The 14,603-nt window shown below is 36.0% G+C and carries 17 protein-coding genes; 4 read left to right on the top strand and 13 right to left on the bottom strand.

Annotated elements, in window-relative coordinates:
• Positions 1 to 72: 72 nt before the first annotated feature.
• The 7 genes from CYO92_RS08725 to CYO92_RS08695 all read right to left on the bottom strand — a co-directional run bounded on the left by CYO92_RS08725 (position 73) and on the right by CYO92_RS08695 (position 4,249).
• On the bottom strand, positions 73 to 672 hold the full coding sequence (locus CYO92_RS08725) for a peroxiredoxin (protein ID WP_103570590.1): 600 nt from the start codon (positions 670 to 672) through the stop codon (positions 73 to 75).
• Positions 673 to 909: 237 nt separating this feature from the next.
• Complete coding sequence (locus CYO92_RS08720) at positions 910 to 1,917, bottom strand: beta-ketoacyl-ACP synthase III (RefSeq protein WP_103588502.1); 1,008 nt, start codon at positions 1,915 to 1,917, stop codon at positions 910 to 912.
• Positions 1,918 to 1,920: 3 nt separating this feature from the next.
• Positions 1,921 to 2,910, bottom strand: coding sequence for a phosphate acyltransferase PlsX (plsX, locus tag CYO92_RS08715; protein WP_072594492.1), 990 nt, complete (start codon positions 2,908 to 2,910; stop codon positions 1,921 to 1,923).
• A 3-nt stretch (positions 2,911 to 2,913) separates the two neighbouring features.
• Complete coding sequence (gene rpmF, locus CYO92_RS08710) at positions 2,914 to 3,060, bottom strand: 50S ribosomal protein L32 (protein ID WP_002942540.1); 147 nt, start codon at positions 3,058 to 3,060, stop codon at positions 2,914 to 2,916.
• 12 nt (positions 3,061 to 3,072) lie between these two features.
• Complete coding sequence (locus CYO92_RS08705; protein WP_103588539.1) at positions 3,073 to 3,432, bottom strand: hypothetical protein; 360 nt, start codon at positions 3,430 to 3,432, stop codon at positions 3,073 to 3,075.
• 16 nt (positions 3,433 to 3,448) lie between these two features.
• A complete protein-coding gene (gene ndk, locus CYO92_RS08700) occupies positions 3,449 to 3,862 on the bottom strand; it encodes a nucleoside-diphosphate kinase (protein ID WP_021091826.1) in 414 nt (137 codons plus the stop codon).
• A gap of 102 nt (positions 3,863 to 3,964) precedes the next feature.
• The gene (locus tag CYO92_RS08695; protein WP_103588501.1) at positions 3,965 to 4,249 is read right to left on the bottom strand and encodes an NADH-quinone oxidoreductase subunit I; all 285 of its coding nucleotides are present in this window, start codon (positions 4,247 to 4,249) and stop codon (positions 3,965 to 3,967) included.
• A 174-nt stretch (positions 4,250 to 4,423) separates the two neighbouring features.
• On the opposite strand from CYO92_RS08695, the gene uvrA reads away from it, so the two are divergent.
• The gene (gene uvrA, locus CYO92_RS08690; RefSeq protein ID WP_103588500.1) at positions 4,424 to 7,252 is read left to right on the top strand and encodes an excinuclease ABC subunit UvrA; all 2,829 of its coding nucleotides are present in this window, start codon (positions 4,424 to 4,426) and stop codon (positions 7,250 to 7,252) included.
• Between the two features lie 58 nt (positions 7,253 to 7,310).
• Here the strand turns inward: uvrA and CYO92_RS08685 are convergent, their stop codons facing one another.
• On the bottom strand, positions 7,311 to 8,483 hold the full coding sequence (locus tag CYO92_RS08685; RefSeq protein ID WP_103588499.1) for an O-antigen ligase family protein: 1,173 nt from the start codon (positions 8,481 to 8,483) through the stop codon (positions 7,311 to 7,313).
• An 86-nt stretch (positions 8,484 to 8,569) separates the two neighbouring features.
• Between CYO92_RS08685 and CYO92_RS08680 the strand changes: the two genes are divergently transcribed.
• From CYO92_RS08680 to CYO92_RS08670, 3 genes are read left to right on the top strand one after another with little or no spacing between them, the layout of a single operon-like run.
• Positions 8,570 to 9,598 carry a glycosyltransferase family 2 protein gene (locus CYO92_RS08680; protein ID WP_180997859.1) on the top strand — a complete coding sequence of 343 codons (1,029 nt, stop codon included), beginning with the start codon at positions 8,570 to 8,572 and terminating at the stop codon, positions 9,596 to 9,598.
• A 3-nt stretch (positions 9,599 to 9,601) separates the two neighbouring features.
• Positions 9,602 to 10,651: a glycosyltransferase family 4 protein gene (locus tag CYO92_RS08675; protein WP_103588497.1), complete on the top strand. Its 1,050-nt coding sequence runs from the start codon at positions 9,602 to 9,604 to the stop codon at positions 10,649 to 10,651.
• A complete protein-coding gene (locus tag CYO92_RS08670; RefSeq protein ID WP_103588496.1) occupies positions 10,648 to 11,418 on the top strand; it encodes a polysaccharide deacetylase family protein in 771 nt (256 codons plus the stop codon). Before CYO92_RS08675 ends, CYO92_RS08670 begins: the two co-directional genes overlap by 4 nt.
• A 9-nt stretch (positions 11,419 to 11,427) precedes the next feature.
• Here the strand turns inward: CYO92_RS08670 and CYO92_RS08665 are convergent, their stop codons facing one another.
• The 5 genes from CYO92_RS08665 to CYO92_RS08650 form a co-directional block, all read right to left on the bottom strand.
• The gene (locus tag CYO92_RS08665; RefSeq protein ID WP_103588495.1) at positions 11,428 to 12,213 is read right to left on the bottom strand and encodes a glycosyltransferase family 25 protein; all 786 of its coding nucleotides are present in this window, start codon (positions 12,211 to 12,213) and stop codon (positions 11,428 to 11,430) included.
• On the bottom strand, positions 12,173 to 12,475 hold the full coding sequence (locus CYO92_RS08660; RefSeq protein WP_103588494.1) for a hypothetical protein: 303 nt from the start codon (positions 12,473 to 12,475) through the stop codon (positions 12,173 to 12,175). Before CYO92_RS08660 ends, CYO92_RS08665 begins: the two co-directional genes overlap by 41 nt.
• A 119-nt stretch (positions 12,476 to 12,594) precedes the next feature.
• The gene (locus CYO92_RS09375; protein ID WP_180997858.1) at positions 12,595 to 12,735 is read right to left on the bottom strand and encodes a hypothetical protein; all 141 of its coding nucleotides are present in this window, start codon (positions 12,733 to 12,735) and stop codon (positions 12,595 to 12,597) included.
• Positions 12,735 to 13,532, bottom strand: coding sequence for a polysaccharide deacetylase family protein (locus CYO92_RS08655; protein WP_103588493.1), 798 nt, complete (start codon positions 13,530 to 13,532; stop codon positions 12,735 to 12,737). Before CYO92_RS08655 ends, CYO92_RS09375 begins: the two co-directional genes overlap by 1 nt.
• Complete coding sequence (locus tag CYO92_RS08650) at positions 13,529 to 14,602, bottom strand: glycosyltransferase family 4 protein (RefSeq protein ID WP_103588492.1); 1,074 nt, start codon at positions 14,600 to 14,602, stop codon at positions 13,529 to 13,531. The genes CYO92_RS08655 and CYO92_RS08650 overlap by 4 nt, the downstream gene beginning before the upstream one ends.
• Between the last annotated feature and the right edge of the window lies 1 nt (position 14,603).

Genomic DNA, 14,603 nt, shown 5'->3' with positions numbered 1-14,603 from the left:
TATATTAAAAAAGTATTTAAATTTATTTGGAGGAGAAATTTCTAGGTAAAGATACCTAGAAATTTCTATTGATTATAGTTTGCTTTCGTTGTGTGAAAGGTAGTCGGCAACACCTTCAGTGCTTGGTTTCATGCCAGCATCACCTTTATTCCAGCCAGCTGGGCAAACTTCACCATGCTCATTTGTAAATAGCATAGTATCGACCATTCTTATCATCTCATCGATATTTCTGCCAAGTGGAAGATCATTGATAACTGCATGGCGAACAGTGCCATCTTTGTCTAGTAAGAATGAGCCACGAAGTGCCACACCAGCATCTTCTAGAAGTACGTCAAATCCGCGAGCGATTGATTTTGTCATATCAGCTACGATAGGGAAGCGAACTTTACCAATACCGCCTTTGTTTACTGGAGTCTCTTTCCATGCGAAGTGAGAGAATTGGTTGTCGCATGAAACTGCGATAACTTCGATACCACGTGACTTGAACTCGTCATATCTTTTATCAAATGCGATGATTTCGCTTGGGCAAACAAAAGTAAAATCCATTGGATAGAAAAATACGACCGCGCCTTTCTCGCCAATATTTTTATAAAGATTAAAATCATTTACAATTTGATTGTTTCCTAAAACCGCTGCAGCTGTAAAATCAGGTGCTTTTTTTGTTACTAACATTTGTTCTCCTTAATAATAAATTTTATTGATTGCGAAATTATATCTATTCAAAATTAAATTTAGTTTAAACATATTTTAAAAATTTTTGTTTAGTAAAATTAGGGTTATTAGTAAAAACAAAAAATGGATTTTTGTTAAAAGTGTTAAAAATTTGAATTTTAAAAATTTTATTGATGAGAGTGTTTGAAAGAAATTAGTAAAAGCGTTACTAAAAATTTAGAAGATTACTTGCTGTAATTATTGTAAGTCGCTAAAATTTTTTCCACCAAATTTTAGAATCGCTGATCCCCATGTAAAGCCGCCACCAAATGCGTCAAGAAGCAAAACTGAACCATTTTTGATGCGTCCATCTTCATAGGCATCGTTTATAGCCATCGGAATTGAAGCGGAGCTTGTATTGCCATATTTAGCAACAGTCAAGACACATTGCTCATCTTTAAAATTTAATCTATTTTTTACTGCATCTATTATTCTTATATTTGCTTGATGAGGTATAAAAAAATCAATATCTTCGCTTTGCATTTTATTTGCATGCAGAATTTCTATTACGCTTTTGCTAAGTGTTTGAACTGCTATTTTAAAAACTTCATTTCCACTCATATGGATGAAATTTAGTCTATTTTTTAGCGTTTCCTCGCTGGCTGGAAATACACTCCCACATCCTGGAGTTATTAAAAGTTCAGCTTGCTTACCGTCACTTGCTGTATGGATATCAATGATCTCATTCTCATTACTGCTACTAATTACAGCCGCGCCTGCCCCATCACCAAAGAGTATACAAGTGCTTCTGTCCGTATAGTCAACAATAGAGCTTAATTTTTCAGCTCCAATGATTAAGACATTCTTTTTAGCACCGCTAATAATGAGAGAATTTGCAAGCTCTAAAAGATAAATAAAACCGGTACAAGCTGCACTTATATCAAATGCTGTAACTCCATAGTTTAAACCCAAATTTGCAGCTATTTTGCAAGCAGTAGAAGGCATACAAAGATGATCCGGAGATATTGTGGCACAGATGATTGCATCGATTTGAGATTTATCAAATCCTGAGCGTTTTATAGCTAATTCACCAGCTTTTGTACCAAGGTCACTTGTTGTTTCGTTAGTTGCAATATGCCTTTGTTCAATACCTGTTCGCTTTACTATCCATTCATCACTTGTTTCAACCATTTTCTCAAAGTCAAAATTTGTTAGAATTTTTTCTGGAATATAAGAAGCGATAGAAATCAGTGAAGCTTTTGGCATATTTTACCTTGCAAAGTGCGAAAGTTCTTCTTCGATAACTTTATTTATATTTGAATTAGCAAATTTTATTGCTTGAAAAATTGCATTCTTTATAGCTTTTGAATTGCTTTTGCCGTGACTTATGATAACACAACCATTTACACCAAGAAGCGGTGCACCGCCATATTCGTCATAGCTAACCTGCTTTTTGAGCGTTTTAAAAACTTTTCTCATGAGTACAGAGCCAGCTATAGCAAGAGGTGATTTTTTAATTTGTTTTTTGATAATTTTACCTATAGCATCTGCAACGCCTTCACTAGTTTTTAAAAGAATATTTCCCATAAAACCATCACAAACCATTACATCGATACTGCCATCAAAAATTTGATTACCTTCTGCATTGCCAACAAAGCTATCAAGCCTAGAAACTAATTTAAATGCTTCTTTGCTAACTTCATTGCCTTTGCTTTCTTCTTCACCATTTGATAAAAGACCAACTTTTGGCTCTTTTCTACCTAAAATTTCTTTTGCATAGGCTTCACCCATTATGGCAAATTGAAACAGATGCTCACTTCTGCAATCAACATTTGCACCAACATCTAAAACTAAAGTAGCAGATTCTTTTGAATTTGGCATAAGTGTTGCAATTGCTGGGCGAGAAATATTTTTTAGTCTACCAATTCTTAGAGTAGCTAAACTCATAGTTGCACCACTATGACCAGCAGAAACTACAGCATCAACTTCCTTATTTTTTAAGAGTTCAATTGCTTTGTAGATCGTACTATCTTTTCTCTTGAGTGCATCAGTTGCACCATCTGCCATTGAGATAACTTCGCTAGCTTCTAAAAATTCGATATTTTTTAAATAAGATTGTGGAATGAGTGGTTTGATGACATTGCTATCGCCAACTAATACAGCTTTAAATTCTGTCTCTTTTAGTGCATCAATAACACCAGATATTATAGGATCTGCACCAAAATCACCACCCATAGCATCGATAGCAATGCGAATCATATTTTAATATTCACCCGTAGTTTTGTTTATACGGTGAGGCATTTTCCAAGAACCATCTTTGTCTTTTACAGGTACTGGAAGTGTAACTTTATAATGTGTTCTACGTTTTGCTGCACGAGAATGACTCACTCTTCGCTTTGGTACTGCCATTTTTACTCTCCTTTATAAATTTTTACATTTTTCACAATAGAAATAATCACTTTTAAAAGCTTCTAACTCGCTCTCAAAGACTTCTTTTAAATTAATATTGCCATCGAAAAATTCCATCGTATTGCTAAGCTCATTTTCGCTATCTTTATAGATACCATCACTTAAATTTAGCTCTACATCTTGATCGATAGGCAATATAAATGCTTCACCGCATCGATCGCAAACATAATTTATATTCCCTTTTATTTTACCTTGACATTTTACCAAAAAAGGGTCTTTTCTTTTTAAAATTCCAATAAAAACTAAATTATCATTTCCTACTAGCTCAAAGCTTATATCTTTGTTTGCTATTTTAGAAAAAGATATAATCAATTTTCTTGACCTAAAATTAGCAAATTTCTCTTGAAGCAAAAAAGAAATTTATTTCATTCACAGCATTTTCTAGACTATCACTTCCGTGAACTGCATTTGCATCAATGCTATCGGCAAAGTCAGCCCTTATAGTGCCAGGAGCTGCTTCTTTTGGGTTGGTAGCACCCATAAGCTCACGGTTTTTAGCAACAGCATTTTCACCTTCAAGTACCATAACCACAACTGGTCCACTAATCATAAATTCAACCAAATCATTAAAAAATGGTCTATCTTTATGAACAGCGTAAAATGCTTTTGCATCGCATTTGCTAAGTTGGATTTTCTTTGCAGCTGCGATCCTTAAGCCATTACTTTCGAATCTATCTATAATCTTTCCAACAACATTTTTCTTAACAGCATCAGGCTTAATAATAGAAAGTGTTCTTTGCATAAATTTTTCCTCAAATCTAGGTTATTTAAATTGAAGTTGGCAATTATATCAAATAAAGCTTAAAAATAAAATAGGCTCAAATTGAGCCCAAAATTTATCAATTTATTGAATAACTGGAATAGAACCATTGCGTGCATCAGCACCGATCTGATTGCGTGAAGGTTGTCCCGCTACAACAGCGTCCCATACAATACAACCATCAGTTGGACAGGCGGATGCACAGGCTGGCTCATCGTTGTAGCCTACGCACTCAACGCATTTATTTGAATAAACATAGTATGTATCTGCTCCAGTTGGGTTGTCGCTATCATCAACGATAGCTGAAACTGGGCATTCATCAATACATGAACCACAGCTTATGCATATATCAGTTATTTTTACAGACATTTTTTCTCCTTAGATTAAAATTTGGCGTAGAATATCAAAAAAAGCTGAAAATGATATAAATAAGCCCTTAAATTTAACTACGATCTTAAATTTTATAAAAACTACTTTATAAATCTTTTATCACTTTTAGACTAAATTTACAGATTAAAATTTAAAAAAGGTTGTATAAATTTAATGAACGATATTATTGAAATAACTGGTGCAAGAGAACATAACTTAAAAAATATAAATCTTAAAATTCCAAAAAATAAATTAGTAGTTTTTACCGGTCTTAGCGGAAGCGGCAAGAGCACGCTAGCCTTTGATACGCTTTATGCCGAGGGACAAAGAAGGTACATGGAGAGCCTCAGCAGCTATGCTAGGCAGTTTTTAGATCGCGTTGGCAAGCCTGATGTTGATAAGATCGAGGGTTTAACGCCTGCTATTGCGATCGATCAAAAGACGACTTCTAAAAACCCTCGCTCAACGGTCGGTACGATTACAGAAATTTATGATTATCTAAGGCTTTTGTACGCAAGAGTCGGCGTTCAGCACTGCCATAAATGTGGCAAACCTATCTCAAAAATGAGTGCAAGCGATATCATAAACGAAATCTCAAAGCTCCCACTTGGCGCAAAAGTGATCATCTATGCGCCGCTAGTGCGTGAGAAAAAGGGCACATGGGCGGATTTGATCGAAAATTTACGTCAAAAAGGCTTTGTAAGGGCGCAGATAGATGGCGTGGTAGTGAGGCTTGATGAGGAGATCGAGCTAGCTAAAACGAAAAAACACACGATAAAGGTTATCGTTGATAGGATCGCTATCGATGAACAAAATCACGAACGCCTTGCAAGCGACGTGGAAAAGGCGCTAAATGAGAGCTTTGGCGAGGTCGAGATAGAGATTGCAAATGCTGATGAACTAGGGCTTAAAGAGAGTTTTATACATTACAGCGAGCACATGGCTTGTTTTGATTGTAAAATTTCATTTACGCCGCTTGAGCCACTTAGTTTTAGCTTTAACTCACCAAAGGGTGCTTGCGAGCACTGCGACGGACTTGGCATAAGATATAGCCTAGATATGAGCAAGATCATCGATGAAGAAAAGTCGATAGAAAACGGTGCTATCAAGCTACTTTATGGCTATAACATGAGCTATTACTATAAATTTTTGCTTGCTTTTTGTGAGCAAAACGGCATAGATATCAAAAAGCCCTATTATGAGCTTAGCGAAGATGAAAAAAGACTCGTTTTATATGGAAATGTCAAAGAAGTTGAGTTTTTTTGGAAGCGAAATAAACTACTTAGAAAATTTGATGGAGTGGTTAAAATTTCACATGGGCTTTTGAAGGATTATAAGGACTTTGATGAATACATGAGTGAGAAAATTTGTGATGCTTGCAACGGTCACAGGCTAAAGCCTCAAAGTCTAGCGGTCAAGGTCGCTGGCCTTGGACTTGGTGAAATTTTAGATATGAGCATAGAAAACTGCACCGCTTTTTTCTCGAATGAGAAAAATTTCGCCTATCTTGGCGACTATGACAAGGCGATCGCAAAGCCTATCTTAAAAGAGATCAACGAGAGGCTTTTCTTTTTATATGACGTGGGGCTTGGCTATTTGTCGCTTGGGCGAGATGCTAGGACGATCAGCGGTGGCGAGGCACAGCGCATCAGGATCGCCAGCCAGATAGGAAGTGGGCTAAGTGGCGTCATGTACGTGCTTGATGAGCCAAGTATCGGTCTGCACGAGCGCGATACGCTAAAGCTCATAAAAACACTTAGAAATTTGCAAGCCAAAGGCAACTCCGTAATCGTCGTTGAGCATGACAAAAAGACGATAGAGGAGGCTGATTTTATCGTAGATATCGGCCCTGGAGCTGGTAAATTTGGCGGTAATGTGGTCTTTGCTGGTAGCTCAAAAGAGCTTTTAAACTCAGACACTCAGACCGCCCTATATATAAATGGTAAGAAAAAGATCGACTATCAAAAAAATAGAAAAGCTGAGAAGTGGCTCGAAATTTCAAATGTAAATATCAATAATATCTCAAATTTAACCGCGAAATTTCCGCTTAGAAACCTTGTAGGTATCACTGGCGTTTCAGGATCTGGCAAGAGCTCGCTAATACTTCAGACCTTGCTTCCAGAGGCGCAGGAACAGCTAAATAGAGCAAAAAAGGTAAAAAAGATAGCTGGGGTAAATTTAAGTGGACTTGAGAATTTAGACAAGGTCATATACCTAGATCAAAGCCCGATCGGCCGCACCCCACGCTCAAATCCAGCGACATATACTGGCGTGATGGATGAGATAAGAAATTTATTTGCACAGACCAAAGAAGCTAAACTTAGGGGCTATAAAATAGGGCGCTTTAGCTTCAACGTCAAAGGTGGACGCTGCGAGAAGTGCCAAGGCGAGGGTGAGATCACGATTGAGATGCACTTTTTGCCTGATATTAACGTAGTTTGTGACGTTTGTAATGGCGCTAGATACAATGCTCAAACCTTAGAAATTTTATACAAGGGCAAAAACATTGCCGAGGTGCTAAATATGAGCATTGATGAGGCGGTTGAGTTTTTCAAGGCTGTGCCAAAGATCGCTTCAAAGCTCACCACGCTGCAAGACGTAGGGCTTGGCTACATCACACTTGGGCAAAATGCAGTCACACTTAGTGGCGGTGAGGCGCAACGTGTGAAGCTAGCAAAAGAGCTTAGTAGAAGCGATACTGGAAATACGCTTTATATCCTTGATGAGCCAACGACGGGGCTTCATTTTGCCGATGTCGATAGGCTGGTAAAGGTGCTAAATCACTTAGTTGATCTTGGAAATTCAGTCTTTGTGATCGAGCACAATATGGATGTGATCAAAAACTGCGACTATATCGTAGATATGGGCCCAGAAGGTGGTGCAAAGGGTGGTAAAGTGATAACGTGCGGTAATGTAAAAGATGTAGCCAAAAACTACAAAAAAACTGGCAGCTATACAGGTGAATTTCTAGCACAAGAGCTTGAGGAGATGAAGAAAAAATAAAAAATTTGCTTTAACCGTTTCTTTATACAATTTAAAACGGTTGAGGCGTGTTGGAGCGTTAGCTAATTTTTAAGGTCGATTTTTCATCTATCGCACTTAAAGCTAGGGCCCAAAATAGTAGCATTAAAAGTGCATTTTCATGGTGAAATGTTGTATTTGCAAGTGAAATTATATTATTAGCCATGAGCATTAAAAGTGCAAGAAAAACTATGCTATTTTGTCTAAAATTTTTAATGAATTTTATAAAGAGTAATAGTTGAAATACCAAATATGCAAGCAAGGCAACGATGCCCTTTTCTGTTAAAAATGTTAAAAAGGTATTGTGTGCGTGACTAACATGAACTTCAACATTGCCTGGAAAATATTTTGTTATATCAATGATCTTAAACTCTCCAGAACCTATCCCAAATAAAGGGTGTTCTAACCACGTATAAAATGCGCTAGCAAAGATCGGATATCTAGTCTCTGATCCAGTAACCCCCTTTGTTAGTTGACTATACAATCTATCATCTTGAGTGATATTTGTTGATATATACATATAAGAAATAGCTATTACACCAAATAAAATTATCAAGCCTAGTAAAAATTTTATTTTTATCTGTTTATTTAAAATTTCAAAAAGCAAGTAAGTAAAAATAATGATTGGCAAAAGATACATTGCAGCTCTAGAGCCAGCTATCATTATACCAAGGACGCAAATTCCGGCAACACTTATGCCTATATACTTTTCAAAAATTTCTTTGCTATTTATCGAAACTAATGCTACACAAAAAACTAGTAGCATAAAAATAGCACTATGATTTACGTGTCCTATTGATTTAAGCTCAAAAAGTGCTAAAGGATCATTTGAAGTGAATTTTTCTATACAAGCAGGGATAAATGCAGCAATCAAACCAGCAAATAAGGCAAAAAATAAAAATTTAAAATTTATTTTTTCTATGCCAACACTTCTGGCTACAAAGAAAAATAGCATACACCTTAGCGGATCAAGTGCTCTTGATGCAGAAACTCCATTTACCAAGCAGCTTACAAAAGTAGCCAAAACAAAGATAAAAAGCGAGATATTTATGAGATCAAATTTAAATTGCCTTTTTTCTTTGACGCAAATATAAATTCCAGCCAAGACGAAAAGTGTGAGTGAAATTTGTTTTAAACCCTCAGTTACCGGCAGTGTAAATAAGACAATAACTAAAAAGAGATTGTAGAGCTTAGAGGCAATGTCGTTTTTCATGCAGATCCTTTAAATTTTAAGTGGACATTTTATCATTGCTGAACTAAAAATAATATACAATTAAACAAAAATTAAAAGGAAGTATCGTGCCTGATGTGAAAATAAGCTTTGTAGTGCCTGTTTTTAACAAAAAAGAGCACATTAGGGATTGTTTAAATTCGCTTATATCTCAAGACATGGATGGTATTGAGATTATAGTTATTAATGATGGAAGTACTGATAATACGCTAGAAATATTAGAAGAATATAAAGATAAAATAATATTAAAAACAAAGAGCAATGCCGGTGTTAGCGCTGCTAGAAATGACGGTATATTGCTAGCTAGTGGCAAATATACTATCTGCGTAGATGCTGATGACTATGTGGAAAAAGATTATGCTTCATGCGTTTATGATATCTCAGAAAAATTTGATGCCGACATAGTGATAACAGATATGTGTAAGGTCTATGGTCATAAAAAGCTCCTTTTTAAGGATTTTGAGACAAAAGAGGATGGCGTAATCAATAAAAACGAGTATCTAAAAAGGCTTTTAGCCTCAAGGCATAACAAAGTCTTGCATAATGCGGCAAACAAGGCGATTAGGACTAAAATTTTAAAAGAAAATTTATTTCCAGTTGGGATCACGCAAGCTGAAGATTTTCACACTGTAGTGAGAAATGTTATCGCTTCAAAAACTCTTGTAAAGCTAAATAAGGCATTTTATTATTATAAGATCGGAGATAACAACACTGCTGGTTTTGAAAAGCTAAAAGCTGTGATGGATCATAAATTTGTTTATGACGATATAATCTCAATTTTAAAAAACAAAAATTTAGCTCTTGAAATGGTGCCTGATCTAGAATTTAGAAAGATAAAAAGCGTCTATATGCCAGCTATTTCGGCGAGACCAAATCTAAACAATAGTAGCTATGTAAAGGCACTTGATCTTTTTTATGAAGATATTGATAGCATTATAAACTCAGTTGGTTTTTCAAAACTTAGACTAAAACAGAGAATTTTGCTTAAAGTGCTAAAAAATGTAAAATCATACGAAAATGTATCAAAAATTTTAAAAATCTTTAATACAATAAATGGCTTTTTGTCAAATAAAAAAATGAAAGAATTTAAAGAGTAGAAGATGATAAATATACTTGAGCTTGAAAGCTCTCTTGGATTTGGTGGACAGGAACACCGCACACAGCGTGTGATAAATGGACTAGATAAGAGCAAATTTAAGGTTTTTTATGGGCTAAATCCTGGCTCAAAAAGCTTTGAGAAGCAAATAGAGTGTGAATTCGTTGAGTTTAATCTCAAAAAGTCTTTCAATATCTTTGAAATTTTAAAAATTTGCAAATTTGTAAAGCAAAATAATATAAAAATCATCTCAACTCACTCGGGCAAAGACGGCACAATAGGCGCTATAGTGGGCAAAATTTGTGGCGTTAGCGTGGTTCGCACTAGGCATTTGCAGCTGCCCATAACATCGCCTTTGCCTTATAATCTAAGTACAAAAGTAGTCGGCGTGTGTGACTCAGTTTGCGCTGATCTTATCAAAAGAGGCGTGAAAAAAGAGAAGGTGCTAAAAATTTACACTGGCATTGATACGCAAAAGTACACACCAGAATTTAAGATAAATATGAAAAAAGAATTTGGCCTAAGTGACGATGTAGTGGGTGTTTGTATCGTGGCAGTGCTAAGGGCAGCTAAAAATCATAAGCTCTTAATCGATGCATTTGATGAGCTAAATTTAGAAAAGTCAGCTCTCTTTATCGTAGGTGACGGTCCTCAAAATGAGAATCTAAAAGAGTATATAAAAGATAAAAAAAATATCTTTATGCTCGGCAATAGAACCGATGTGAGTGATTTTTTGGGCTCACTTGATATCTGTGTGCTACCTTCAGACATGGAGGCGATCGGTGGGGCGCTGCTTGAGGCGTCTTCGTGTAAGCTAGCTACAATCGGAAGCGACGTGGGTGGTCTTGGCGAGGCAGTAAGCGACGGAAAGAGTGGATTTTTATTTCAAAATGGCGATAAAGAGGGGCTAAAAAAGGTACTTGAAAGGCTCATTTTGGATGAAAATTTAAGAAAACAGATGGGCGAGTTTGGCAGAGAGTATGTAAAAGAGACATTTAGCATCGAAAAAATGATAGAAAACACACAAAATTTATATATGGAACTTGTAAAATGAGCGTAACGGTTTTGATGTATCACCACGTGCTTGAAAAGAGCGGCTTTATCGCTAGTAGCGTGGATGAGTTTAGATCGCATATGAAATTTCTGGCTGAAAATGGCTATAAAACGCTAAGTATAAATGAGTTTATCGCTTATAAAAAAGGCGAGCTCGAGGTGCCAAAAAAGAGCGTTTGTATAACATTTGATGATGGTTGGATGGATAACTACATTTATGCCTATCCTATTGTGAAGGAATTTGGGCTAAAGGCAAATATTTTTATAATTACTGGCTGGATAGAAGCGGCACAAAAGGCACACGAGATGAGGCCTGCTAGCTTTTTAAATGTCGATCACAACGAGTGCAAGAGGCTTGCTCCAAGTAGGCCGCAAGATGTGATATTAAATTTAGAGCAGATCGAGAAGATGAGGGAATGCTTTTATTTTCACTCGCATACGCATGGACATTTTGATGGCTACTTTGGGCAGCTTAGTCTGGACGAGGAATTTGGCCTTTGCCGTGAATTTATGAAGAAAAATTTTGGCTTTGATGACGACGCACTTTGCTGGCCGCGTGGCAAATATAACGAAGAGTATCTAAGCACTGCTAAAAAGCACGGTTACAACGCGTTTTTCACTACAAAACGTGGCATTAATAAAGCTGATGGCAATCTTGAAGAGATAAAGCGCATTGTTACAAAACGTGATGAAAAGTGGCTAAAAAAGACTATGTTTATATATCAAAATGATATTTTAGGCTCGATCTACGCGGCTATAAGGTCTTAGTGGTTTAAATCATTTGGTAAAAATTTTCTCATTTTTGGCTATATGCTTCTCGTAGAATCTTGAAACCTTGTATGAAAAATTTTTATTATATTTTTTAAAAAGAGAATTTATCTTCTCTTTTTGCTTTCTTTGCATCTCTAAAGTAGAGTTGTTAAGCTCGTCTGGATGAGAAAAGATATTGCTAAAGTACATTTTAAGTTCAGTATTTCTTAAAATAGCCTCCCATTTATCGGCCCCATAAAGACCATCTTTATAAAAATCAAGTAGAGATTTTGCACTTTTTCTTGTTAAGATATAGGCTGCTGTCCTATAAATACTACTATATGAGTATGGTGAGATAAGATATAAATTTTCTTTTATTTTTTTACCAAAAGCACGAAACCTACTATTTAAACCATCTTGCACACCGCATATCAAAATACTATACCTACCTATATCTTTGCATAGCAAAAAGGCTTCATTTATTAGTTCGTCATTTCCAATAACATCATCCTCTAATATTAAAGTAAATTCCGCGTCGCTTTGTAAAAAATCCTCATAGGCTTTTATATGTGACATTGTGCAGGCTAGCTCACCCGGAGTTGCTACTAATGGTGGTATTTTAAATTTATACTTTTCGTCGCATGATTTTAGTAGGCAATCTATCATGGCTTTGTAGTACTCATTGACGCTAAAATTTTTAGCATCAACTGCGTCTATTATTTTAAATTCATCATATCTGTTAAATTGTTTTTGTAAATTTTGCCTACGCTCTTCATCTCTTTTTAGTGATATAACATAGATAGGATAGTTCACTTTTTACTCCAGTGATTTTATAAATATTTCGCTTTATTGGCGATTTTAACTCTAATTTAAATTTATACTCAAGACCTGCTAGATCAAGCTCATTTGTGTATATATGCTTTTGAGTGTTGTCTGGATCTTCACCGGAGTTTCTCTTATAAATTCCGGCTATTCGAGCTTCTTCATCAGCATTTAAAACACAAAGTATATCGCATTTGCTGATGCGTGCAAGAGGGTTGGCACTTGCGTAGATCACAACCTTTACAAATGGCATGATAAATTTAAAATGGTCTTAGCTCATCTTTTTGATCGCTCTTTATTTTTACTCTCGTGCGCATAAGAAAGAGGTTTACGCTCATTACGCCATCGTCTATGACAGCGATCTGATGCGGTTTAAAGTCTCCAAAACCTTTTCCGCCTTAGTTCTTTGCCAAGTGTGCTTTTGCCACTGCCGTGAAGCCCAGTAAGAGCGATTAAGGCTCGTTTTTTATCTTTTAAAATTTCTTTGCAAGCCTCGTTTAATGCTTCAAGCATTATTTATAGCCTCTATTTCTAAAATTTGAATATAAATTTCCTAGCACTGGTGTAGAATAGATAAAAAGCTTCTTTTTGACTCTAAAAATGTAATCACTCTCGCTCTTTGCATTGTTTGAGATATCAATACGTCTTATCTTAAATTTATCATCTCCTACGCAAAATCCGCCATCTATCACACTAAAAGCAAAGTCATAATACTCTCTCACAACTTTTAGTGAAAGCTCGTTAAAGTGCCCTTTTGGAAAGCAAAAGCCAAATTCTTGTTTTTCAGGAAATAGCTCTTTTATCTTAGCCAGCGAGCTAGAAAATTCCTCTCTTAATTTTTCTTCATCGTTACTTTTGCAAGAAAAGTGGCTCGCTGTATGGCTATCAAACTCAAAAAGGCCACTCTCTTGCATCTGCCTGATCTCGTCTAAATTTAAAAAATACTCCGCATCTTTGTCGTAGTCAATCTCTTTGTGTTTTTTAAACGAAAAATCATAATCCTGCCTTTTAAAATCCTTGATCTTATCTGTTATCAAAAAGCAAACGGCTGGGATATTTAGCTCTTTTAAGATAGGAAATGCAAATTTATAATTGTCAAAATATCCATCATCAAAAGTTAGCAAAATGCTCTTTTTGAGAGCTTTTGACCTACCAGCAACGATATCTTTAAACTGGGCATAATTTATAAATTTATAGCCCTCATCAAGCGCCATGAGAAGCGCTTTTTTAAATAGCTCAGGCCTTATGGCAAAGTCGTTTTCATTGTTGTTGCAGTGGTGCATCGTTAGCACACAAACTGGGTAGTTCATTTTTGCTCCAGTAAATTTTTAATAGCTTCTTTTAGCGCCTTATGGCTAAAGTTCTCATCCACAAATTTAAAGGCGTTTTGTGAGTAAATTTTGGCTTTTTCAGGCTCATTTATCAGCTCCAAAATGCCCTCTTTTAGCGAAATTTCATCTAAATTTTTAGCACAAAGTCCACGCTCTTTATCTTTAACTAGCACGTTCATCGGCGCGTTGTCATAGACAACGATAGGTACTTTTGAGCTCATTGCTTCAAGCAATACCGTACCAAGCCCCTCAGAGTGCGAGGCAAATACGTAGATATCAAAGCTTTTTATAACATTTGCCGCATCATTTCTAAAACCAGTGAAGATGATCTTGTCTTTTTCATCAAACATAGAGGCGATCTGCTCTTTTGTGCCGTCGCTAATGTTGCCAGAAAATACAATAGTCGCATCCTTTGTCTTTAAAATTTCTTTTGCGGCATTTGCAAAGTCAAAGACTCCTTTTTTGCGGTAAAGAGAGGTGAAAGTACCGATGACTAGCTCATCTTTTGTGACATGAAACTCATCTCTAAAAGTGCTTTTTATACTATCAATCTTTTCAACATCAACCGTGCTTGGCATAAAAAAGAGCCTATCTTTGCTAACGCCGATGCTTAGCAGGTACTCTTTGACACTATCTGAGATGTATAAAATTTTATTAAATAGTCTTTTGTGCATTAGTTTTGAAACGAAGCCTTTTATAGGAAAAAGATTATGCCTTTCCTTGTAAAATTTAACGCCTTTGCTTCTGTAAAATAGCCCAGCAATTGCCCCAACCCAGCTATCAGTCGAGCCATGTGTGATTACGATATCTATCTTGTTTGAGCTTATCGCTTTGCAAAGTGCTGGCACGCTTTTATGAAAATTTTTCTTATTCATCTCTTGTGCTATAACACTAAAGCCTTCTTTTTTTGCAATGCTTTCTATCTGAGAGTTTGGGTTACAAAAAAGTATGACATTGTGACCCATCTCACGCATAAAACGCATCTCATTTAGCGTCTTATTTTGCTCGCCACCCCAGTTAAAAAGTGTCTGTGTGTGAAGAATATTCATC

Source organism: Campylobacter concisus (assembly GCF_002913715.1).
Lineage (GTDB): Bacteria > Campylobacterota > Campylobacteria > Campylobacterales > Campylobacteraceae > Campylobacter_A > Campylobacter_A concisus_AG.
This window is presented reverse-complemented; position numbering and strand designations above follow the sequence as displayed.